Genomic DNA, 21,753 nt, shown 5'->3' on the forward strand with positions numbered 1-21,753 from the left:
GATATAAGACGGGAGCGTAGTCTACCGGAAAGCGGCTATCAGCTCAAACCCGAGTCATTCGTCGGAGGTTCCCAACGCAGGGTCCAGGCCTGCCCCGGCTCCACGCGCAGCTCCGGAAGCAGCGCCACACCCAGCAGCTCGTCGGCTCGCCAGAGCAGCGGCAGCCGACCACGGAGGAACACCGGAATACCCGCTTCGTTGAGCAGGCGCTTGAGATCGCGGCGGCCGCGGCCGGGCAATACCATGACCTCCCCACCCTGGCGGTAACGGACTTCCAGCGGTCCGCGTGAAGGATCGCCCTCGAAGTGCAACGAGCCATTTCCGGGCAGCACCAGCGCCTGGGAGGCATCCGTCCAGAGCTGCGCCTGTGGCGCGAACGTGAGCCAGGTATTCGCCAACCACCAGAGCCGGCCATTGGCGCGGCGCAGTTCTCCGTCGGCGAGGCGCCAGACCGGTTCGGCATCCGCGCGCGCATCGCGCAGGTCCTGCCAGCCGGCCCAGTGCGCGCTGTCGGGCAGGCGCGCCAGGGGCGCGAGCCAGTAGCGCAGGGCATTGCGCTGGCGTGACTCGCTCAGGGAGACCAGCGGCCCGATGGCCAGGGACGGCAATGGCATTTCCCGGTAATGCGTCTGCTGGTCCGCCGCCGTCAGATCGATCTGCGCCAACTCCGCCAACAGTTCGTCGGCCGCCGCCAGATGCTCGGCACTGCGGGCAATGGATTCACCTGCCGCCGGCCAGCGCCGGGCGACGACCGGAAGCACCCGGTTGCGCAGGTAGTTGCGGTCGTAGTCGTCACTGGTATTGGAAGGATCTTCTACCCAGCCCAGGCCGTGCCGGCGGGCATAGTGTTCCAGCTCGTCGCGGGAGATACCCAGCAGCGGGCGCAGCAGAAGACCGGCGCCCAGCGGACGGCAGGCGGACATTCCCGCCAGACCGCGCACGCCAGCGCCACGGAACAGGCGGAACAGAACGGTCTCCGCCTGGTCGCCGCGGTGTTGCCCGGTCAGCAGGCACTCGCCTTCTCCCAGCAACGATGTGAATGCAGCGTAGCGAGCGTCCCGGGCAGCACGTTCGAGACTGGCGCCCGCCCCCACCTGCACGCGTTCGATCCGCAACGGCAGGCCAAGCGCGTCGCAAAAACGTTGGCAGTGTTCCGGCCACGCGTCGGCGACAACCTGCAGGCCGTGATGAACATGAACAGCGGAAATCGGCGGCAACGCCTCGCGACGGGCGAGTTGCGCCAGCAGATGCAGGAGAACGGTGGAATCCAGCCCGCCGGACAGCGCCACACGCCACGCAGGCGCACAACGCCAGGGTGCGAGTGCGGCTAGAAGTCGGTTTTCCAGGGACAAGGAGTCAAGGGACATGGCGCAGGAAGGCGGGACGGATGACGAGGCAAGGATACCTCGTCATCCACGCTGCGCCGAAGACGTCGATCAGGCGATGCCGTAGCTCATCAGGCGCTCGTAGCGGCGCGCCAGCAGCTCTTCGGTGCTCAGTTGCTTGAGGGTATCCAGCTGGCCGGTCAGGGCCTTGCGGATCGACTCGGACATCGCCGCCGGATCGCGGTGGGCGCTGCCCAGCGGCTCGGGGATGATGTTGTCGACGATACCCAGGTCCTTCAGGCGGCTGGCGGTGATACCCATGGCCTCGGCAGCATCGGGCGCCTTCTCGGCGGTGCGCCAGAGGATCGAGGCGCAACCTTCGGGCGAAATCACCGCGTAGGTGGAGTACTGCAGCATGTTCAGCTGGTCGCACACACCGATGGCCAGTGCGCCGCCGGAGCCGCCTTCGCCGATCACAGTGGCGATGATCGGAGTCTTCAGGCGCGCCATGACACGCAGGTTCCAGGCGATCGCTTCGCTCTGGCCGCGCTCTTCGGCGTCAATGCCCGGGTAGGCGCCGGGGGTGTCGATGAAGGTCAGGATCGGCATCTTGAAGCGTTCGGCCATTTCCATCAGGCGGCAGGCCTTGCGGTAGCCTTCCGGACGCGGCATGCCGAAGTTGCGGCGCACTTTCTCGCGCACTTCGCGGCCCTTCTGGTGACCGATGATCATCACCGGCTGCTCGTCCAGGCGGGCAACGCCGCCGACGATAGCGGCATCGTCGGCGAAGTGACGGTCGCCGTGCAGCTCTTCGAACTCGCCGAAGATGTGCTCGATGTAGTCGAGGGTGTAGGGGCGACGCGGATGGCGAGCGAGCTGGGCGATCTGCCAGCTGGTCAGGTTGCCGAAGATGTTCTCGGTCAGCGCCTTGCTCTTCTCCTGCAGACGGGAGATTTCGTCGGTGATGTTCAGGGCGTTGTCGTTACCGACCAGGCGCAGCTCTTCGATCTTGGCGTGCAGGTCGGCAATGGGCTGTTCGAAATCGAGAAAATTCGGGTTCATGGGCTATCCGTCGTGATGATGGCGGCAGGGCCTGGTCCGTAAAGCGCCCTACCTTACGGTATCGGGCGCAAGGGGTCGAGACTGGCGGGCGGGCGGCCTATGGCCACCGACCTCACTAGCGGTAGTTCAGGAAGACGTTGTCGCGGCCGAACTGGTCACGCAACGCTTGAATCAGGTTATCCGCAGGGTCGATCCGCCACTGCTCGCCGAACTGCAACAGGGCGCGCGCCTGCTCGCCGCTGTAGTCCACCGTGACCGGGCAACTGCCACGGTGGCGGGTGCAGAGGTCGGCCAGCCAGCGCAGGCGGTCGCCCTTGAGCGCATCGGCGTGGACGCGGACCCGCAGGCTTTCCGCCAGCGAAGTACGGGCCTCCTCCAGCCCCATCACACGCTTGGCACGCAGGCGCAGGCCGCCGGAGAAATCGTCCTGGCTGACTTCGCCCTCGATCACCACCAGCGCGTCGGTCTGCAACAGCGCCTGGTTGGCGGCGAAGGCCTCGGCGAACAGCGAGGCCTCGATACGCCCGGAGCGATCGTCCAGGGTCACGAAGCCCATCTTGTCGCCGCGCTTGTTCTTCATCACCCGCAGGTTGACGATCAGGCCGGCGACGGTCTGGGTATCACGCGCGGGTTTCAGCTCGACGATGCGCTGACGGGCAAAACGTCGTACCTCGCCTTCGTATTCATCGATCGGGTGGCCGGTCAGGTACAGGCCGAGAGTATCCTTCTCGCCCTTCAGGCGCTCCTTGAGGTTGAGCTCCTTGACCTTGCGGTGGTTGGCGTAGACATCCGCCTCGGGTTCGGCGAAGACGCCGCCGAACAGGTCCATATGGCCGCTGTCGTGGCTGCGCGACGTCTGTTCTGCGGCCTTGACGGCCTCTTCCATGGACGCCAGCAGCACGGCGCGGTTGATGTCGACATGGGCGTGGTAGGCCTTCTGCTCTTCGTGGAAGTGCGGGCCGAGGCGGTCCAGCGCACCGGCGCGAATCAGCGCCTCCAGGGTGCGCTTGTTGACGCGCTTGAGGTCGATGCGATCGCAGAAGTCGAACAGGTTCTTGAACGGCCCGCCTTCGTTGCGGCACTCGGTGATGGCTTCCACCGGGCCTTCGCCGACGCCCTTGATCGCACCCAGGCCGTAGACGATCTGACCCTCGTCATCCACGGTGAAGCGGAACTCGGAGTTGTTCACGTCCGGCGCGAGGATGCGCAGCTTCATGTGGCGGCACTCTTCGATGAGCGTCACCACCTTGTCGGTGTTCTGCATATCCGCAGTGAGTACCGCGGCCATGAACGGGGCTTTCCAATGGGTCTTCAGCCAGGCGGTCTGGTACGACACCAGGCCGTAGGCGGCCGAGTGCGACTTGTTGAAGCCGTAGCCGGCGAACTTTTCCACCAGGTCGAAGATGTTGCCCGCGAGGTTGGCGTCGATGCCGTTGCCGGCACAACCTTCGATGAAGCCGCCGCGCTGCTTGGCCATCTCCTCGGGCTTTTTCTTGCCCATCGCACGGCGCAGCATGTCCGCGCCACCAAGGCTGTAGCCCGCCATCACCTGGGCGATCTGCATTACCTGTTCCTGGTACAGGATGATGCCGTAGGTGGGCTTGAGCACGGGCTCCAGGCCGGCGTACTGGTAATCCGGGTGCGGGTAGGAGATTTCCTCGCGACCGTGCTTACGGTTGATGAAGTCGTCCACCATGCCCGACTGCAGCGGACCGGGACGGAACAGCGCTACCAGTGCGATGAGGTCTTCCAGGCAGTCCGGCTTGAGCTTCTTGATCAGCTCCTTCATGCCGCGCGATTCAAGCTGGAAGACCGCGGTGGTTTCCGCCTTCTGCAGCAGGTCGTAGGTCTTCTTGTCGTCCAGCGGGATGCGGTCGATGTCGACCAGTTCGGTCTCGCCAGCCTTCTTCTGGATGCGATGGATGATCTCCATCGCCCACTTGATGATGGTCAGGGTACGCAGGCCGAGGAAGTCGAACTTCACCAGGCCGGCGGCCTCCACGTCGTCCTTGTCGAACTGGGTCACCAGGCCGCCGCCCTCTTCGTCACAGGCGATGGGGGCGAAGTCGGTCAGCTTGGTCGGCGCGATCACCACGCCCCCTGCGTGCTTGCCGGTACCGCGGGTGACGCCTTCCAGCTTGAGCGCCATGTCCCAGATCTCCTGGGCTTCCTCGTCGCTCTGGAGGAAGTCGCGGAGCATTTCCTCCTGCTCGTAGGCCTTTTCCAGGGTCATGCCCACTTCGAAGGGAATCATCTTCGACAGCTTGTCGGCCAGGCCGTAGGACTTGCCCTGCACCCGTGCCACGTCGCGCACCACCGCCTTCGCCGCCATGGAGCCGAAGGTGATGATCTGGCTGACCGCGTTACGGCCGTAGGCGCCGGCCACGTAGTCGATCACCCGGTCACGGCCTTCCATGCAGAAGTCGACGTCGAAGTCGGGCATGGAAATACGTTCGGGGTTCAGGAAACGTTCGAACAGCAGGTCATAGGCCAGCGGGTCGAGGTCGGTGATCTTCAGCACGTAGGCCACCAGCGAGCCGGCACCCGAGCCCCGGCCGGGGCCTACCGGTACGCCGTTGTTCTTGGCCCACTTGATGAAGTCCATCACGATCAGGAAGTAACCGGGGAAGCCCATCTGGATGATGGTGCCCAGCTCGAACTCCAGGCGATCGACGTAGATCTGCCGCTTCTCTTCGTAGTTCGGCGTGGTTTCCTTCGGCCAGAGCACCGCCAGGCGCTCTTCCAGGCCCTCGTAGGACACATGGCGCAGGTACTGGTTGATGTCCATGTCGTCGTAGGGGATCGGGAAGTTGGGCAGGAAGTACTTGCCCAGCTGCACTTCGATGTTGCAGCGCTTGGCGATCTCGACGGAGTTTTCCAGGGCCTCGGGTATATCGCTGAACAGCTCGGCCATTTCCGCCGGGCTCTTCAGATACTGCTGGTCGGAATAGCTACGCGAGCGGCGCGGATCGTCCAGTGCGCGGCCTTCGCCGATGCACACGCGGGTTTCGTGGGCCTCGAAGTCTTCCTGCTTGATGAAGCGCACGTCGTTGGTCGCCACCAGCGGCGCGCCACTGCGCTCGGACAGCGCCACGGCGGCATGCACGTGCTCTTCGTCGTTGACCCGGTTGGTGCGCTGGATGTCCAGGTAGAAGCGGTCCGGGAAGACTTCCAGCCACTCGGCCAGCAGGGAATCCGCCAGGGCATTGTCGCCCGCCAGAAGGGCCATGCCGATCTCGCCTTCCTTGGAGCCGGACAGCGCGATCAGGCCTTCCGCAGCCTCCTTGACCCACTGCCGCTCGATGATGATCTCGCCGTTACGCTGGCCTTCCTGCCAGCCACGGGAGATCAGTTCGGTGAGGTTGCGGTAGCCCTTGGCGTTCATCGCCAGCAGGGTCAGGCGGGTCAGCGGGCCGTCCTCGTCGCGATTGGCCAGCCAGATGTCAGCACCGCAGATGGGCTTGATGCCGCCGCCCATCGCCGTCTTGTAGAACTTCACCAGCGAGCACATGTTGCTCAGATCGGTCACCGCCACCGCCGGCATGCCCGCCCCGCCGACCGCCTTGATCAACGGCTTGACCCGCACCAGGCCGTCAACCAGGGAGAATTCGGTGTGCAGACGCAGGTGAACGAAGGTGGCGGTCATGGTGGTCCTTGGGCGAACGCGAAAAACGGCAAGCCCCGGATTGTACCGGGGCTCTGTGCAAAGCTACAGGGATCAATGGGCCAGCCGTCGCGCCGGCTGATTCAAGTCACCGGCAGGCCGTTGGCCGCGAGGAATTCCAGAGTAATAACAGGGTGTTACAGGATGCCGACAGGATTTTCCAGCAGCTCGCGCACCGGCCCGAAGGAACGACGGTGAATGGGCGTCGGCCCCAGGCGCTTCAGCGCCTCCAGATGCACCGGGGTCGGGTAGCCCTTGTGCCCGCCGATGCCGTAGCCGGGGTACAGCGCTTCCATTTCCTGCATCTCGCGGTCGCGGCTGACCTTCGCCAGGATCGACGCAGCGGCAATCGCCGGCACCTTGGCGTCGCCCTGCACTACCGGTGCCGACGGCACCTTGAGTTTCGGGCAACGGTTGCCGTCGATGAGCGCCAGTTTCGGCGTCACGCTCAGACCTTCCACCGCACGCTGCATCGCCAGCATGGTGGCGTGAAGGATGTTCAGTTGGTCGATCTCTTCCACTTCCGCGCGGGCGATGCACCAGGCCAGGGCCTTTTCGCGGATCTCGTCGAACAACGCCTCGCGGCGCGCTTCGCTGAGTTTCTTGGAGTCGTTCAGCCCCTTGATCGGACGCGCCGGATCGAGGATGACCGCTGCCGTTACCACGGGCCCGCACAGTGGGCCACGACCCACTTCGTCGACACCGGCGACCAGCTCCTCCACCAGGGTGAAATCCAGGCCCATCTGCATCAGTGTTTCTCCACCAGGGCGAGCACCGCTTCGGCGGCCTGCGCGGACGCATCCTGGCGCAGGGCGCGGTGGATGGCGTCGAAGGATTCGGTCTGCACGCTGCCGTCGTCCAGCAGTGGCAGTAAGGTAGTGGCCAGCGCCTCGGGGGTCGCCGCGTCCTGGATCAGCTCGGGCACCAGCAGACGCGCGGCCAGCAGGTTCGGCAGCGAAATATAGGGACTCTTCACCAGTCGCCGGAGGATGCGGTAGGTCATCGGCGCCACCTTGTAGGCGACGACCATCGGTCGTTTGTAGAGCAGCGCTTCGAGCGTGGCGGTGCCGGAGGCGATCAGCACCGCATCGCAGGCTGCCAGCGCCTCGTGGGAGGCGCCGTCGAGCAATTGCACCGGCAATTCGCGCCCCACGAGCATTTCTTCGATCTGCACGCGGCGCTCAGGACTGGCGCAGGGCAGCACGAAGCGAAGACCGGGGCGATCCTGCAGCAGGCGCTGGGCGGTATCGAGGAACAGCGCGCCGAGCTTGCCGACCTCCCCTCCCCGGCTACCGGGCAGGAGCGCAACGACGCTGGCGTCCTGCGGCAGGCCAAGACGCTCGCGCGCACCGGCGCGGTCGGCTTCCAGCGGGATGGTATTGGCCAGCGGATGGCCGACGAAACGCACCGGCACTGCATGTTCTTCGTAGAAGCGCGCCTCGAAGGGGAAGAGCGCGAGCATCAGGTCGCAGGCTTCCTTGATCTTCAGTACGCGCTTCTGCCGCCAGGCCCAGACCGACGGGCTGACGTAGTGCACCGTGCGGATACCCGCCCGGCGCAGCTTCAATTCGATGTTCAGGTTGAAGTCCGGCGCATCGATACCGATGAACACGTCCGGCTTGGCCGCAATCAGCATCTGGACGAGGTCCTTGCGCCGACGCAGCAGTTCGCGCAGGCGGCCAAGCACCTCGACCAGGCCCATGACGGCCAGGCGCTCCATCGGGAAATGCGATTGCAGCCCTTCGGCCTGCATGCGCGGGCCGCCGACACCGATGAACTCGATGTCGGGGTGACGCTGCTTGAGCGCCTGCATGAGGCCGGAGCCGAGAATATCGCCGGACGCCTCGCCCGCGACCAGGGCGACGCGCAGCTTGCGTACGGTCGGCTGCATGGTCAGCGGGTGATGCCGCGGGTGGAGCTCTGGATGGAGTCGCGGAACACCGCAACCTCCGGGAACTGCTCGGAAACCTCGACCAGTTCGGCCAGGGCTTCGTCCACCGTCAGCCCCTGACGGTATACCACCTTGTAGGCCCGACGCAGCGCCTGGATGGCCTCGGCGCTGAAACCACGCCGGCGCAGGCCCTCGAAGTTCATGCTGCGAGCCTCGGCCGGGTTGCCGAAGACCGTCACGTAGGCCGGGACGTCCTTGCCGATTGCGCTGCCCATGCCGGAGAAGCTGTGCGCGCCGATGCGGCAGAACTGGTGTACCAGGGTATAACCGGACAGGATCGCCCAGTCATCCACGTGAACATGACCGGCCAGCGCCGTATTGTTCACCAGAATGCAATTATTGCCGATCACACTGTCATGGCCGATATGCACGTAGGCCATGAGCAGGTTGTGGTCGCCGATGGTGGTTTCCGAACGATCCTGGATGGTGCCGCGATGGATGGTCACACCCTCGCGGATCACGTTGTGGTCGCCGATCACCAGGCGAGTCGGCTCGCCCTTGTACTTCAGGTCGGGAGTATCCTCGCCGACGCTGGAGAACTGAAAGATGCGATTGTGCTTGCCGATCTTCGTGGGGCCCTTGAGCACCACGTGCGGACCGATCACCGTACCTTCGCCGATCTCCACATCCGGCCCGACGATGGACCAGGGGCCCACCTCTACGTCGTCAGCCAGATTTGCGCGCGGGTCGATGATGGCGCGAGGATCGATCAAACTCATAGTTTGCGTTCCGCACAGATGATTTCGGCCGAGCATACCGGCTTGTCATCGACGGTGGCATGGCAATCGAACTTCCAGATGCCGCGCTTGACGCTGATGAACTGGGCATGCAGCTGCAGCTGGTCACCCGGCAGTACCGGCTGGCGGAAGCGCAGCTTGTCGGAGCCGACGAAGTAGTACAGGGTACCGTCGGCCGGCTTCACGTCGAGCATCTTGAAGCCGAGGATACCGGCCGCCTGGGCCATGGCTTCGATGATGAGCACGCCCGGCATGATCGGGTGCTGCGGGAAGTGGCCATTGAAGAACGGCTCGTTGATGCTGACATTCTTGTAGGCGCGAATGCGCTTGCCTTCGATGTCCAGCTCCACTACCCGATCCACCAGCAGGAAAGGGTAGCGATGAGGCAGGTATTCGCGAATCTCGTTGATGTCCATCATGTTCAGGGAAGCCTGTTCAGAAAAGGGAGACGCCAAAAAATGCGTGGATCACGCATCTGATGGATCGTCGCCGCTCGGGGTCACGGCAGCCACGCGCTTTTCCAGCTGCTGCAGACGACGGGCCATGTCGTCCAGCTGGCGAATACGCGCAGCGCTCTTCTTCCATTCGCCGGCCGGCTGCATGGCAGTACCGGACGAATAGGAACCCGGCTCGGTAATCGAACGGGTCACCATTGTCATACCGGTGACGAAGACGTTGTCGCAGATCTCGATGTGGCCGACCAGGCCGACGCCGCCGGCGAGCATGCAATGCTTGCCGATCTTGGCGCTGCCGGAAATCCCGCAGCAGCCGGCCATCGCGGTGTGATCACCGATCTGCACGTTGTGGGCGATCATGATCTGGTTGTCCAGCTTCACGCCATTACCCACCAGGGTATCGGACAGTGCGCCGCGGTCGATCGTGGTATTGGCGCCGATCTCGACGTCATCACCCAGGGTTACGCCGCCAATCTGCGCAATCTTCTGCCAGATGCCCTTCTGGTTGGCGAAGCCGAAGCCCTCGCCTCCCAACACGGCGCCGGACTGGATCACCACGCGCTTGCCGATGCGCACGTCGTGGTAAAGGGTCACTCTGGGTGCCAGCCAACCGCCTTCACCGATCACGCTGCGCGCGCCGACGAAGCAATGGGCGCCGACGGTAACGCCGGCACCGATCTGCGCGCCCGCCTCGATCACCGCATAAGGGCCGATACTGGCGCTGGGATCGACCTGGGCGCCTTCATCGACCACGGCAGTGGGATGGATACCGGCCGGCGCCTTGGGCTTGCGGTCGAACTGATGCGAAAGGCCGGCATACGCCAGGTAGGGGTTGGCCACCACCAGCGCATTGCCGGCGAAGCCTTCGGCATCGGCCGCCGTCAGCAACACAGCGCCCGCCTTGCTCTCAGGCAGGAACTTGCGGTACTGCGGGTTGGCCAGGAAGCTCAGTTGGTCCGCGCCGGCTTCCTGAAGGGTTGCCAGGCCGCGAATGACTTGAGTGGGATCACCACGCAGCTCGGCATCGAGCTGCGCAGCCAGTTCAGCGAGAGTAAAGGACAGCTCGGTCATCATCAGCGCAGCTGGTTCATGCGCTCGATGACTTGACGGGTGATGTCGTACTGCGGCTTCACGTCCACCACGGCACCACGCTCGACCACGAGGTCATAGCCACCTTTCTTGATGGTTTCCTCGACGGCCTGGTCCAGCTTCGGCTTGAGCTTCTTGAGCATATCGCGGTCGGCGACGGCCTTGGCTTCGTTCAGCTCCTTGGACTGGAACTGGAAGTCGCGGGCCTTCTGCTTGAAGTCGTTCTCGGCCTTTTCACGCTCGGACTGGGACATCTTGCTGCCACCGCTGACCAGCTTGTCCTGCAGCGCCTTGGCGTCGCTTTCCAGGGCCTTGAGCTTGTTCAACTGGGGACCGAATTTCTTCTCCGCATCCACGGCGTACTGCTTGGCCGCGTCCGACTCGAGGAGTGCCATCTGATAGTTGAGCACCGCGATCTTCATGTCGGCGAACGCAGGGCTCGCCATAAGGGCTGCGGTGATCAGTACGAACTGGGTCAACTTACGCACAATGCACTCCTGCACAAAGCATGGTTGTCTTTACAACGATACGGCCAATTAGAAGGTCTGCCCCAGGGAGAACTGGAAGACCTGGGTTTCGGCGTTGTCCGGCTTCTTGATCGGGGTCGCCAGGGCGAAGCTCAGCGGACCCAGCGCAGTGATCCAGGTCAGGCCCACACCGGCGGACATGGCCATGTCATTGAACTTGACGCCATCGCAACCCTGGGTGGTGGAGGTCGGGCAGTCGGCATCGAACACGTTACCCACGTCCCAGAACACCACGCTGCGCAGCTGACGCTGGTCCTTCACGAACGGCAGCGGGAACAGGACTTCGGCGCCGCCGGTGATCAGGATGCTACCACCAAAGGCCTGCGGGTCCTGGTCCGGATCGTACTCGGTGCCCGGGTTGGTGCCCTTGCTCGGCGTACTGCGCGGGCCGAGGGTGCTGTCCTTGAAGCCACGCACCGAGTTGAAGCCACCCGCATAGTAGTTCTCGTAGAACGGCAGGCGGTCGGTGGAACCATAGCCATCACCGTAGCCGAGCTCGGTGTGGAAGCGCATGGTGTAGTTCTCGGTGAGCGGAGCGAAGATCTGGCCGCGGTAGTCGAGCTTGTAGAACGACAGGTCGCTACCCGGGACAGTGGACTCCAGCACCAGGCTCTGCGAGTGACCACGGTTGGCCAGCACGCCCTTGTTCAGGGTCGATTCGGACCAGCCGACGGACGCCTTGAAGTTGGTGAAGCTGTCGCCTTCCTGCTGGATGAAGTTGAAGATCTCGTCGACGGTGTAGATGCCGGTGTCGATCTCGTCCTTCTGCGCGGTCAGGCCGTAGGTCAGACGCGAGGTTTCGCTGATCGGGTAGCCGATGCTGACGCCGGCGCCATAGCTGTTGACGGAGTAGCTGGAAACGTCGACATCCAGGTCGCTGTAGTCGGTCTTGCGGTAGAAGGCGTTGTAGCCCAGGCTCACGCCGTCGACGGTCCAGTAGGGGTCGACGAAGCCGAAGTTGTAACGGGTCTGGTAGTCGGACTTGGTCAGGCCGAGGCTGACCTTGTTACCGGTACCCAGGAAGTTGTTCTGGCTGATCGAGCCGCCGAGGATCAGGCCGGCGCTCTGGGCGAAGCCGATGCTCGCGGTGATGGAGCCGGACGGTTGCTCTTCCACGCTGTAGTTCACGTCGACCTGGTCGTCGGTGCCGGGCACGGCCGGGGTCTCGACGTTGACTTCCTTGAAGTAGCCCAGGCGCTCGAGGCGCTGCTTGGACTGGTCGATCAGGTAGGTCGACGCCCAGCCGCCTTCCATCTGGCGCATTTCGCGACGGAGAACTTCGTCCTCGGTCTTGGTGTTGCCACGGAAGTTGATGCGGTTGACGTAGGCACGCTTGCCCGGATCGACCACGTAGGTGATCGCGACGGTCTTGTTCTCGTCGTTCGGCTCGGGAACGCCGTTGACGTTGGCGAAGGTATAACCCTCGTTACCCAGGCGGCGGGTGATCAGGTCGGAGGTGGTGGTCATCACCTTGCGCGAGAAGACCTGGCCTTTCTTCACCAGCAGCAGCTTCTTGATTTCGTCTTCCGGCACCTTCAGGTCACCGGAGAGCTTCACGTCGCTGACGGTGTACTTCTCGCCTTCGTTGACGTTGACGGTGATGTAGACGTGTTTCTTGTCCGGGGTGATGGAAACCTGGGTCGAGGCGATATCCATGTGGATGTAGCCACGGTCCAGGTAGTAGGAACGCAGGCGCTCCAGGTCACCGGAGAGTTTTTCGCGGGAATACTTGTCGTCGTTCTTGAAGAAGGACAGCCAGTTGGTGGTCTTCAGCTCGAACAGGTCGGTCAGGTCTTCCTCGGAGAAGACGGTATTGCCTACCACGTTGACGTGGGCGATGGCCGCCACGGTGCCTTCGTTGATGGTGATCTTCAGGGCGACGCGGTTGCGCGGCTGCGGCACCACCTCGGTCTCGATCTCGGCGGAGTAGCGGCCCTGGGCCACGTACTGGCGCTGCAGTTCGTTACGCACGCCTTCGAGGGTCGCGCGCTGGAAGATTTCGCCTTCGGCGAGGCCCGACTGCTTCAGGCCCTTCATCAGGTCTTCGGTGGTGATCGCCTTGTTGCCTTCGATCTCGATGCTGGAGATCGACGGACGCTCGACCACGTTGACGATCAGCACATTGCCGTCACGGCTGAGCTGGATGTCCTGGAAGAAACCGGTCTTGAACAGGGAACGAGTCGCCTCGACCAGGCGACGGTCGTCGATCTGCTCCCCCACGTTCAGCGGCAGTGCAGCGAACACGCTGCCGGCGGAAACGCGCTGCAGACCATTGACCCGGATGTCGGAGACGGTGAAGGACTCGGCGTGAACCTGGGCGATCATCAGCGCGGAAAGGGCCGCGGTTAGCAGAAAGCGTTTCATGGAGTCCTTTTATTCCAACTGACAAATAAAGAATCTGCCGCAGGTGGCGGCAGATCCGGAATTCAATGGCGGTTACAGTCGACTCAGATCGTTGACCAGGGCCAGCAACATCACCCCGACCACCAGGCTGATGCCAATTTGCATCCCCCACGCCTGGACCCGCTCCGACAGTGGGCGACCTCGCACCCACTCGACCACGTAGAACAGCAGATGCCCGCCGTCGAGAACGGGAATCGGCAATAGGTTGAGAACCCCCAAACTGATGCTCAGATAGGCGAGGAAATGCAGAAAGTCCCCCACGCCCGACTGGGCTGAAGCGCCCGCCACTTTAGCAATGGTTATCGGCCCGCTCAAGTTTTTTACCGAGAGCTGTCCGAGCACCATTTTCTTTAGAGAATCCAGAGTTAGCAGGCTCATCGACCAGGTTCGAGACAGTGCTTGCCCCACTGCGTCCACTGGTCCGTAGCTGATTTTGCGAAGCATGTCCGCCGGCCATTGACCACCCGAGACACCCGCTCCCAGGTATCCGGTACGCGCCTTGCCCTCGCCTTTTACCGCCAGGGTCAATGCGATCTCCTGCCGCTGACCGTCACGCTCGACACCCAGCACGACACGCACCTCGGGACGGGCGCGAACCTTGTCCACCACCTGCTGCCAATCGTCCACCGACTGCCCATCGACACTCAGCAGACGGTCGCCAACCTTGAGCCCGGCAGCCTTGGCCGGCCCCTTCTCGTCCAGCTCCGCCAGCACCGGCGCAATGGCCGGGCGCCAGGGCTGAATCCCCAACCCGGCGATGGGGTCGGGATTATCGGCGTTCTTCAGCCAGGCATTGAGCTGCAACTGGTGCTCGACCGGCACGGAGGAGCCCGACTCGAGCACGGAGACGCTCAGCCCGCCGGTTTCACCAAGACGGCGCACCAGCTGCAGGTTGACGCCATTCCAGCCATCCACGGCCTTGCCATCGACCGCCACCACTTCCTGGCCCGCGGCCAGCCCGCCCATTGCCGCGGGGCTGTCAGCGACAACGGAGCCGATGATGGGCTTGATCTGCTGGCTGCCCAGCATGGCCAAAACCCAGAAGAACAGGATCGCCAGGAGGAAGTTCGCCACAGGCCCGGCGGCAACGATGGCGATACGCTGGAACACCGACTTGCGGTTGAAGGCCTGGTCGAGCAGTTCCGGCGGGACATCGCCCTCGCGCTCGTCGAGCATTTTCACGTAGCCGCCCAGCGGAATGGCCGCCACGACGAATTCTGTGCCCTGGCGATCATGCCAACGCACCAGCGGGGTACCGAAGCCTACGGAAAAACGCAGCACTTTCACGCCGCAGCGGCGCGCCACCCAGAAGTGTCCGAACTCGTGGAAGGTCACCAGCACACCCAGTGCGACCACCAGCCCGACGATCATGTATAGGGCGCTCATCGCTACCTCCTGGGCGTCAACGCCCGCGTTCCTGCAACCACGCCTGCGCGGCGTCGCGTGCGCGCCGGTCGGCGGCGAGCACCGCATCGAGGGATTCGACCGGGGTATGCGCCTGACGGTTCAGCACGTCTTCGATGATAACCGCGATCTCGGTGAAGCGGACGCGCCGCTCGAGGAAGGCCGCCACCGCGACTTCGTTGGCCGCATTGAGCATCGCCGGGACGCTGCCGCCGGCTTCGGCCGCTTGTCGGGCCAGGCGCAGGCAGGGAAAGCGCCGCTCATCCGGCGGACAGAAATCCAGCCGAGCAATGGCGAACAGGTCCAACGGCGAGACGCCGGAGTCGATCCGCTGCGGCCAGGCCAGCGCGTGGGCGATGGGCGTACGCATATCCGGGTTGCCCAACTGCGCGAGCACCGAACCATCCACATAGTCCACCAGGGAATGAATGACGCTCTGCGGATGAATCACCACCTCGACCTTCGAGGGTGGCGCATCGAACAGCCAGCAGGCCTCGATCAGCTCCAGCCCCTTGTTCATCATGCTGGCGGAATCGACGGAAATCTTCCGCCCCATCGACCAGTTGGGATGGGCGCAGGCCTGCTCGGGGGATACGTCCGACAGCACTTCCAGGGGCGTCTCGCGGAAAGGGCCGCCCGAGGCCGTCAGCAGAATCCGACGCACGCCGACTTCGCCGAGACCGCGCGCGTAGTCCGTGGGCATGCACTGGAAAATCGCATTATGTTCGCTGTCGATCGGCAGCAGCACCGAACCACTGGCGCGAACGGCGTCCATGAACAGCGCGCCGGACATTACCAGCGCTTCCTTGTTCGCCAGCAGCACCCGCTTGCCAGCCTCGACGGCAGCCAGCGTGGGCTTCAACCCGGCGGCACCGACAATGGCCGCCATGACGGCGTCCACCTCAGGATGGCCGGCGATCTCGCACAACCCGGCCTCTCCCACGAGCACCCGCGTTTCCAGCCCTGCTGCCAGCAACCCACCCTGCAGGTGCCGGGCCTGGTCAGCCTGCGGCACCACGGCAAAACGCGGACGATGCTGCAGACAGAGCGCCTCCAACTCGGCGAGCCGGGAGAAGCCACTCAGGGCGAAGACACGGTAACGGTCCGGATGACGCGCGATGACATCGAGGGTACTGAGGCCGATCGACCCCGTAGCACCCAGCACACTGATCCACTGCGGGCTGCTCACGGCGTCCCCCAGCCCACGATCCACAGCAGCGCGGTGAACACCGGAATCGCCGCGGTCAGGCTATCGATACGATCGAGTACACCACCGTGTCCCGGCAGCAGGTTGCTGCTGTCCTTGAGACCCGACTGGCGCTTGAACATGCTCTCGGTCAGGTCGCCCACCACCGACAGCGCCACCACGATGGCAGCGCACGGCAGCGCCAGCAGCAGTTCGCGCACCGTCCAGTCGCGGTAGATCGCCACGCCGACGGTGATTGCCAGGCTTAGCGCCAAGCCGCCAAAGAAACCTTCCCAGCTCTTGCCCGGACTGACTTTCGGCGCCAGCTTGCGCTTGCCGAAGGCCTTGCCGGAGAAATAGGCGCCGACATCGGCCGCCCACACCAGCACCATCACGGCGACGATCAGCCAATTGGCCAGCGGCCACTGCTTGAGCAGCACCAGCCCCTGCCAGGCCGGCGCCAGGATCAGCAAGCCGATCAGCAGACGGCGCCAGCGGCCACCCCAGCTCGATGCGCTGTCCGGATAGGTCAGCACCATGACAGTCGCCAGCAGCCACCAGAGCAGCGCCAGCACCAGCACCGCTCCAGCCAGTTGCGGCAGCCAGGAGAGGATGAACATCAGCGCGGCCACCACGGCGGCATAGCCGATTCGGGCGGACTGTTCTTTGTAGCCGGCCAGACGCGCCCATTCCCAGGCGCCGACACTGACCACCAGACCGATGAACAGCGAGAACGCCGCGCCATCGAGGAGGAAGAAACCACCCAGCGCGATCGGCAACAGGATCAGCGCCGTGATGATTCGTTGTTTCAACATGTCGGGGGAGCCTCGGCCTCGACCTGCTCGCTGGTCTTGCCGAAGCGACGCTGGCGAGAGGCGTAGTCAACCAGCGCGGCCTTCATGGCATCGTGCTTGAAGTCGGGCCAGTAGAGATCGGAGAAATACAGCTCGGCATACGCCAGCTGCCAGAGAAGGAAGTTGCTGATGCGATGCTCGCCGCCGGTACGGATGCACAGGTCGGGCATCGGCTGGTCGCCCGTGGACAGACACCCCTGGATCAACTCCGGGGTGATTTCGTCCGGCGCCAGGTGACCGGCCTGCACTTCGCGGGCGAGGCGCTGGGCAGCCTGGGTGATATCCCACTGACCGCCATAGTTGGCCGCCACCTGCAGCAACATGGTGGCGCCATTGGCCGTCAGGCTTTCCGCCTCGCGCATCGCCGCTTGCAGCTCGGGAGCGAAACGGCTGCGATCACCGATGATACGCAGGCGGATGCCATTGGCGCTGAGCTTGCGCACCTCACGGCGCAGCGCCATGAGGAACAGCTCCATCAGCGCCCCGACCTCGTCGGCCGGGCGCTGCCAGTTCTCGCTGGAGAAGGCGAACAGGGTCAGCACTTCGACCCCCGCCTCGGCGCAGGTCTTGATCACCGCGCGGACGGCATCCACACCCGCTTTATGCCCGGCGACACCGGGCATCAGGCGTTTTTTCGCCCAGCGGTTGTTTCCGTCCATGATGATTGCCACATGCCGTGGCACGGGCGTCACCTGCTTGGTCTTTTCCATGACGAGAGCCCGGCCGTCAGACGGCCATCAGATCCGATTCCTTGGCCTCGAGGGCCTTTTCGATCTCGGCGACGAACTTGTCGGTGATCTTCTGGATATCGTCACCCGCGCGGCGCTCGTCGTCCTCGCTGATTTCCTTCTCCTTCTGCAGGTCCTTGAGCTGGGCCAGGGCATCGCGGCGAATGTTGCGCACGGATACGCGAGCCTGCTCCGCTTCGGCGCGAGCCTGCTTGGTGAAGCCCTTGCGGGTTTCCTCGGTCAGGGCCGGCATCGGAACGCGGATGGTGGTGCCGGCGGTCGCCGGATTCAGCCCGAGGTCGGAGGTCATGATGGCCTTCTCGACCGCCTGGATCATGCTCTTGTCGAACACGCTCAGGGCCAGGGTGCGGGAGTCTTCCACGGTGATGTTGGCGACCTGACGCAGCGGGGTGTCGGATCCGTAGTAGGACACCATGACGCTATCCAGGATGCTCGGGTGAGCACGGCCGGTACGAATCTTGGCGAAGGCATGACCCAGGGCTTCCAGGGTTTTGCCCATGCGATCCTGAGCTTCCTTCTTGATCTCGTTGATCATCTCAATCCTCCTCGATCAGGGTGCCTTCAGCACCACCTACAACAATATTCAGCAGCGCACCGGGCTTGTTCATGTTGAACACGCGCAGCGGCATTTTCTGGTCCCGGCACAGGCAGATGGCGGTCAGGTCCATCACGCCCAGCTTGCGATCGAGCACTTCATCGTACGTCAGGCGTTCGAATTTCTCGGCATTCGGGTCCTTGAACGGGTCGGCAGTGTACACGCCGTCCACCTTGGTCGCCTTCAGCACTACGTCAGCATCTATTTCAATGGCGCGCAGGCAGGCAGCGGAGTCAGTGGTGAAGAACGGGTTGCCGGTACCGGCGGAGAAGATCACCACTTCGCCACTCTTGAGGTGGCGCATGGCCTTGCGGCGGTCGTAATGATCGGTGACGCCGACCATGGAAATGGCCGACATGACGATGGCGGTGATGTTGGAACGTTCCAGCGCATCGCGCATGGCCAGGCCGTTCATCACGGTGGCCAGCATGCCCATGTGGTCACCGGTGACGCGGTCCATGCCAGCGGCGGACAGCGCCGCGCCACGGAACAGGTTGCCACCGCCGATGACCAGGCCGACCTGGACACCGATACCCACGAGCTGGCCGATTTCCAGGGCCATCCGATCGAGCACCTTGGGGTCGATACCGAATTCCTCGGACCCCATCAGGGCTTCGCCGCTCAGTTTTAGAAGAATGCGTTTATAGCGAGGTTGACGAGCGCTCAGCTGCTGAGCCATGACCTGTTTCTCCTGCGGCGATTGAATGCTTGGCGCCTACGGCGCCTTGGTTTGGAAGCATGGACCCGCCACGCTTACGGCGCCGTTAACCCGCCGTGCGGGCCTGCGCCGTGGAAACCGCCCCATTTGGCTTCCCCAGTTTGGCAAAGAGGCCGCGCGCGTTAGCGGGCAGCCTCTTGCGGGGCGACAGTCGTGAGACCGTCTATTACTGCTTGGAAGCGGCTACTTGAGCAGCAACCTCAGCAGCGAAGTCAGCTTCGACTTTCTCGATGCCTTCGCCTACTTCATAACGGATGAAGGAAACGATTTCAGCGCCGGCTTTCTTGGCCAGGTCACCGACCTTGACTTCCGGATCCTTGACGAACGCTTGCTCGACCAGGCTGGCCTCGGCCAGGAACTTCGAGATACGGCCTTTGACCATGTTCTCGACGATATTCTCCGGCTTGCCGGCGATCTTGTCGGCGTTCAGAGCCAGGAAGATTTCCTTCTCTTTGGCAACGGCTTCTTCGGAAACCTGCGACGGATCCAGGAACTGCGGGTTGCTGGCAGCGATGTGCATGGCGATGTCGCGAGCCAGGTCAGCGTTGCCGCCCTTCAGGGTGACCAGAACGCCGATGCGGTGGCCGTGCAGGTAGGCGCCAACCACGTCACCTTCGGCGCGAGCCAGACGACGGATGTTGACGTTTTCGCCGCACTTGGCAACCAGGGCTTCACGGGCCGGCTCTTGTTCCGCGATCAGCGGAGCGGCGTCGGTCAGCTTCTGGGCAACAGCCTTGTCCAGGCTGGCAGCCACGAAGGCCTTGAAGTCGTCCTGCAGGGCCAGGAAGTCGGTCTGCGAGTTGACTTCGATGATGGTGGCGGCCTTGGCGTCGTCAGCCACTTTAACGGCGATGGAGCCTTCGGCGGCGATGTTGCCAGCCTTCTTGGCAGCCTTGATGGCGCCGGAAGCGCGCATGTCGTCGATGGCCTTCTCGATATCGCCTTCGGCGGCTACCAGGGCCTTCTTGCACTCCATCATGCCCTGGCCGGTACGCTCACGCAGTTCCTTGACCAGTGCTGCAGTAATTTCTGCCATTTCGAAATCCTCTTGAGTTGCTCTCAAAACCAGATCGCCCGGATGCCCGGGCGGAATCTACAGGGTGGCAAAAAGGGGGCCTAGCCCCCTTTCCGCGCACCGCAGGACGTCTGGACGTCCTGGAATCAGCCTTCGGCGGATTCGGCCGGCGCTTCTTCTACGAACTCGTCAGCACCGCCAGTGGCGTTCTGCTTACCACGCAGAACGGCTTCGGCCATGGAACCCAGGTACAGCTGAACGGCGCGGATGGCGTCGTCGTTGCCCGGGATAACATAGTCAACGCCTTCCGGGCTGCTGTTGGTATCGACGACGCCGATGACCGGGATGCCCAGCTTGTTGGCTTCGGTGATAGCGATGCGCTCGTGGTCAACGTCGATCACGAACAGAGCGTCCGGCAGGCCGCCCATGTCCTTGATACCACCCAGGCTGCGATCCAGTTTTTCCAGATCACGGGTGCGCATCAGGGCTTCTTTCTTGGTCAGCTTGGCGAAGGTGCCGTCCTGGGACTGGGTTTCCAGCTCGCGCAGGCGCTTGATCGACTGACGGATGGTCTTGTAGTTGGTGAGCATGCCGCCCAGCCAACGGTGGTCGACGTACGGCATGCCGCAACGGGCAGCTTCTTCGCGAACGATCTTGCCGGCGGAACGCTTGGTGCCGACGAACAGGATCTTGTTCTTGCCCTGGGCCAGGCGCTCAACGAAGGTCAGGGCCTCGTTGAACATCGGCAGGGTTTTTTCGAGGTTGATGATGTGGATCTTGTTACGCGCGCCGAAAATGAACTTGCCCATTTTCGGGTTCCAGTAACGGGTCTGGTGGCCGAAGTGCACACCGGCCTTCAGCATATCGCGCATGTTGACTTGGGACATGATAGTTCCTCGATAAGTCGGGTTAGGCCTCCATGCATCCCAACGGCCAACCCTCCGAACCAGTCGAAAGGCACCCAGGCCATCGTGTCGATGCATGTGTGGGTTAGTGCCTCGAAACGGCCGTAGCCTTCGAAGCGGGGCGCTTTATACCACAACCTCGGCCCCAGCGAAACCCGAACAGATATCCGGCACCACCCTGCCGCCCCGTTTCGCCCTTATATAGAAGGGTGCCAAGTCTGATAGACTTGCGTATTCCTCTTATTCACCCGCGCCTACGCAGCGCCTGAAGAGAAGTCGCATGACCGTTACCATCAAGACGCCCGAAGACATCGAGAAAATGCGCGTCGCCGGCCGTCTGGCCGCCGAAGTGCTGGAAATGATCGGCGAGCACGTCAAGCCCGGCATCACCACCGACGAACTGGACCGCATCTGCCACGACTACATCGTCAACGTGCAGAAGGCCATTCCGGCGCCGCTGAACTACAAGGGCTTCCCCAAGTCCATCTGCACCTCGATCAACCACGTGGTGTGCCACGGCATCCCCAACGACAAGCCGCTCAAGGAAGGCGATATCGTCAACCTCGATATCACCGTGATCAAGGACGGCTACCACGGCGACACCAGCAAGATGTTCCTGGTCGGCAAGACCCCGGAATGGGCTGACCGCCTGTGCCAGATCACCCAGGAATGCATGTACAAGGGCATCGCCGTGGTCAAGCCCGGCGCGCGCCTGGGCGATATCGGCGAGGTGATCCAGAAGTACGCCGAGAAGAACGGTTTCTCCGTGGTGCGCGAGTACTGCGGCCACGGCATCGGCAAGGTGTTCCACGAGGAGCCGCAGGTCCTGCACTACGGCCGCGCCGGCACCGGCATGGAACTGAAGGAAGGCATGATCTTCACCATCGAGCCGATGATCAACCAGGGCCGCCCGGAAACCCGCCTGCTGGGCGATGGCTGGACCGCCATCACCAAGGACCGCAAGTTGTCCGCGCAGTGGGAACACACCGTGCTGGTCACCGCCGACGGCTACGAGATCCTGACCCTGCGTAACGACGAAAGCTTCCCGCGCACTTCGGCTGCCTGAGTCGCGGTTTGCAATCTCGCCGACGGCTGGGTAGAACATATAAATCCC

Annotated in this window: 19 protein-coding genes; 1 reads left to right on the forward strand and 18 read right to left on the reverse strand. The window is 63.4% G+C overall.

Features of this window, described 5'->3' with window-relative positions; all coding sequences use genetic code 11:
• Positions 1 to 38: 38 nt before the first annotated feature.
• The 18 genes from tilS to rpsB form a co-directional block, all read right to left on the reverse strand.
• A complete protein-coding gene (gene tilS, locus ACQ5BL_RS09590) occupies positions 39 to 1,367 on the reverse strand; it encodes a tRNA lysidine(34) synthetase TilS (RefSeq protein WP_243808757.1) in 1,329 nt (442 codons plus the stop codon).
• A gap of 69 nt (positions 1,368 to 1,436) precedes the next feature.
• Entirely contained in the window at positions 1,437 to 2,387 is a 951-nt protein-coding gene (accA, locus tag ACQ5BL_RS09595; RefSeq protein ID WP_207885429.1) for an acetyl-CoA carboxylase carboxyl transferase subunit alpha, read from the reverse strand.
• A gap of 115 nt (positions 2,388 to 2,502) precedes the next feature.
• Positions 2,503 to 6,033, reverse strand: coding sequence for a DNA polymerase III subunit alpha (dnaE, locus tag ACQ5BL_RS09600; RefSeq protein WP_430293105.1), 3,531 nt, complete (start codon positions 6,031 to 6,033; stop codon positions 2,503 to 2,505).
• A gap of 155 nt (positions 6,034 to 6,188) precedes the next feature.
• Entirely contained in the window at positions 6,189 to 6,800 is a 612-nt protein-coding gene (rnhB, locus tag ACQ5BL_RS09605; RefSeq protein ID WP_243808755.1) for a ribonuclease HII, read from the reverse strand.
• Complete coding sequence (gene lpxB, locus ACQ5BL_RS09610; protein ID WP_243808754.1) at positions 6,800 to 7,942, reverse strand: lipid-A-disaccharide synthase; 1,143 nt, start codon at positions 7,940 to 7,942, stop codon at positions 6,800 to 6,802. The genes rnhB and lpxB overlap by 1 nt, the downstream gene beginning before the upstream one ends.
• A gap of 2 nt (positions 7,943 to 7,944) precedes the next feature.
• The gene (gene lpxA / locus ACQ5BL_RS09615; RefSeq protein ID WP_243808753.1) at positions 7,945 to 8,721 is read right to left on the reverse strand and encodes an acyl-ACP--UDP-N-acetylglucosamine O-acyltransferase; all 777 of its coding nucleotides are present in this window, start codon (positions 8,719 to 8,721) and stop codon (positions 7,945 to 7,947) included.
• The gene (gene fabZ, locus ACQ5BL_RS09620; RefSeq protein WP_152225019.1) at positions 8,718 to 9,158 is read right to left on the reverse strand and encodes a 3-hydroxyacyl-ACP dehydratase FabZ; all 441 of its coding nucleotides are present in this window, start codon (positions 9,156 to 9,158) and stop codon (positions 8,718 to 8,720) included. Before fabZ ends, lpxA begins: the two co-directional genes overlap by 4 nt.
• A gap of 48 nt (positions 9,159 to 9,206) precedes the next feature.
• Complete coding sequence (gene lpxD / locus ACQ5BL_RS09625) at positions 9,207 to 10,268, reverse strand: UDP-3-O-(3-hydroxymyristoyl)glucosamine N-acyltransferase (protein ID WP_243808752.1); 1,062 nt, start codon at positions 10,266 to 10,268, stop codon at positions 9,207 to 9,209.
• A complete protein-coding gene (locus ACQ5BL_RS09630; RefSeq protein ID WP_207885435.1) occupies positions 10,268 to 10,771 on the reverse strand; it encodes an OmpH family outer membrane protein in 504 nt (167 codons plus the stop codon). The genes lpxD and ACQ5BL_RS09630 overlap by 1 nt, the downstream gene beginning before the upstream one ends.
• A gap of 48 nt (positions 10,772 to 10,819) precedes the next feature.
• The gene (bamA, locus tag ACQ5BL_RS09635; RefSeq protein ID WP_207885436.1) at positions 10,820 to 13,174 is read right to left on the reverse strand and encodes an outer membrane protein assembly factor BamA; all 2,355 of its coding nucleotides are present in this window, start codon (positions 13,172 to 13,174) and stop codon (positions 10,820 to 10,822) included.
• A gap of 72 nt (positions 13,175 to 13,246) precedes the next feature.
• Positions 13,247 to 14,599: a sigma E protease regulator RseP gene (gene rseP / locus ACQ5BL_RS09640; RefSeq protein WP_243808751.1), complete on the reverse strand. Its 1,353-nt coding sequence runs from the start codon at positions 14,597 to 14,599 to the stop codon at positions 13,247 to 13,249.
• A 16-nt stretch (positions 14,600 to 14,615) separates the two neighbouring features.
• Entirely contained in the window at positions 14,616 to 15,806 is a 1,191-nt protein-coding gene (ispC, locus tag ACQ5BL_RS09645) for a 1-deoxy-D-xylulose-5-phosphate reductoisomerase (protein ID WP_243808750.1), read from the reverse strand.
• Positions 15,803 to 16,618 (reverse strand): phosphatidate cytidylyltransferase, encoded by an 816-nt coding sequence (locus tag ACQ5BL_RS09650; RefSeq protein WP_243808749.1) that lies wholly within the window; start codon positions 16,616 to 16,618, stop codon positions 15,803 to 15,805. Before ACQ5BL_RS09650 ends, ispC begins: the two co-directional genes overlap by 4 nt.
• Complete coding sequence (gene uppS, locus ACQ5BL_RS09655) at positions 16,612 to 17,367, reverse strand: polyprenyl diphosphate synthase (RefSeq protein WP_207885440.1); 756 nt, start codon at positions 17,365 to 17,367, stop codon at positions 16,612 to 16,614. Before uppS ends, ACQ5BL_RS09650 begins: the two co-directional genes overlap by 7 nt.
• A 16-nt stretch (positions 17,368 to 17,383) precedes the next feature.
• A complete protein-coding gene (frr, locus tag ACQ5BL_RS09660; RefSeq protein WP_207885441.1) occupies positions 17,384 to 17,941 on the reverse strand; it encodes a ribosome recycling factor in 558 nt (185 codons plus the stop codon).
• A 1-nt stretch (position 17,942) separates the two neighbouring features.
• The gene (gene pyrH / locus ACQ5BL_RS09665; RefSeq protein WP_017521181.1) at positions 17,943 to 18,680 is read right to left on the reverse strand and encodes a UMP kinase; all 738 of its coding nucleotides are present in this window, start codon (positions 18,678 to 18,680) and stop codon (positions 17,943 to 17,945) included.
• Positions 18,681 to 18,885: 205 nt separating this feature from the next.
• Positions 18,886 to 19,755: a translation elongation factor Ts gene (gene tsf / locus ACQ5BL_RS09670; protein ID WP_207885443.1), complete on the reverse strand. Its 870-nt coding sequence runs from the start codon at positions 19,753 to 19,755 to the stop codon at positions 18,886 to 18,888.
• Between the two features lie 125 nt (positions 19,756 to 19,880).
• Complete coding sequence (gene rpsB, locus ACQ5BL_RS09675; RefSeq protein ID WP_243808748.1) at positions 19,881 to 20,621, reverse strand: 30S ribosomal protein S2; 741 nt, start codon at positions 20,619 to 20,621, stop codon at positions 19,881 to 19,883.
• A 283-nt stretch (positions 20,622 to 20,904) separates the two neighbouring features.
• Between rpsB and map the strand changes: the two genes are divergently transcribed.
• Positions 20,905 to 21,705 (forward strand): type I methionyl aminopeptidase, encoded by an 801-nt coding sequence (gene map, locus ACQ5BL_RS09680; protein ID WP_279577384.1) that lies wholly within the window; start codon positions 20,905 to 20,907, stop codon positions 21,703 to 21,705.
• Positions 21,706 to 21,753 lie beyond the last annotated feature (48 nt).

The sequence above is a fragment of the Pseudomonas sp. B1-22 genome, assembly GCF_050474425.1.
Classification (GTDB): Bacteria; Pseudomonadota; Gammaproteobacteria; order Pseudomonadales; family Pseudomonadaceae; genus Pseudomonas.

Coding starts and splice junctions, on each gene's coding strand:
- tilS (WP_243808757.1), bottom strand. CDS start 1,367: ATGTCCCTTGACTCCTTGTCCCTGGAAAACCGACTTCTAGCCGCACTC.
- accA (WP_207885429.1), bottom strand. CDS start 2,387: ATGAACCCGAATTTTCTCGATTTCGAACAGCCCATTGCCGACCTGCAC.
- dnaE (WP_430293105.1), bottom strand. CDS start 6,033: ATGACCGCCACCTTCGTTCACCTGCGTCTGCACACCGAATTCTCCCTG.
- rnhB (WP_243808755.1), bottom strand. CDS start 6,800: ATGCAGATGGGCCTGGATTTCACCCTGGTGGAGGAGCTGGTCGCCGGT.
- lpxB (WP_243808754.1), bottom strand. CDS start 7,942: ATGCAGCCGACCGTACGCAAGCTGCGCGTCGCCCTGGTCGCGGGCGAG.
- lpxA (WP_243808753.1), bottom strand. CDS start 8,721: ATGAGTTTGATCGATCCTCGCGCCATCATCGACCCGCGCGCAAATCTG.
- fabZ (WP_152225019.1), bottom strand. CDS start 9,158: ATGATGGACATCAACGAGATTCGCGAATACCTGCCTCATCGCTACCCT.
- lpxD (WP_243808752.1), bottom strand. CDS start 10,268: ATGATGACCGAGCTGTCCTTTACTCTCGCTGAACTGGCTGCGCAGCTC.
- bamA (WP_207885436.1), bottom strand. CDS start 13,174: ATGAAACGCTTTCTGCTAACCGCGGCCCTTTCCGCGCTGATGATCGCC.
- rseP (WP_243808751.1), bottom strand. CDS start 14,599: ATGAGCGCCCTATACATGATCGTCGGGCTGGTGGTCGCACTGGGTGTG.
- ACQ5BL_RS09650 (WP_243808749.1), bottom strand. CDS start 16,618: ATGTTGAAACAACGAATCATCACGGCGCTGATCCTGTTGCCGATCGCG.
- uppS (WP_207885440.1), bottom strand. CDS start 17,367: ATGGAAAAGACCAAGCAGGTGACGCCCGTGCCACGGCATGTGGCAATC.
- frr (WP_207885441.1), bottom strand. CDS start 17,941: ATGATCAACGAGATCAAGAAGGAAGCTCAGGATCGCATGGGCAAAACC.
- pyrH (WP_017521181.1), bottom strand. CDS start 18,680: ATGGCTCAGCAGCTGAGCGCTCGTCAACCTCGCTATAAACGCATTCTT.
- tsf (WP_207885443.1), bottom strand. CDS start 19,755: ATGGCAGAAATTACTGCAGCACTGGTCAAGGAACTGCGTGAGCGTACC.
- rpsB (WP_243808748.1), bottom strand. CDS start 20,621: ATGTCCCAAGTCAACATGCGCGATATGCTGAAGGCCGGTGTGCACTTC.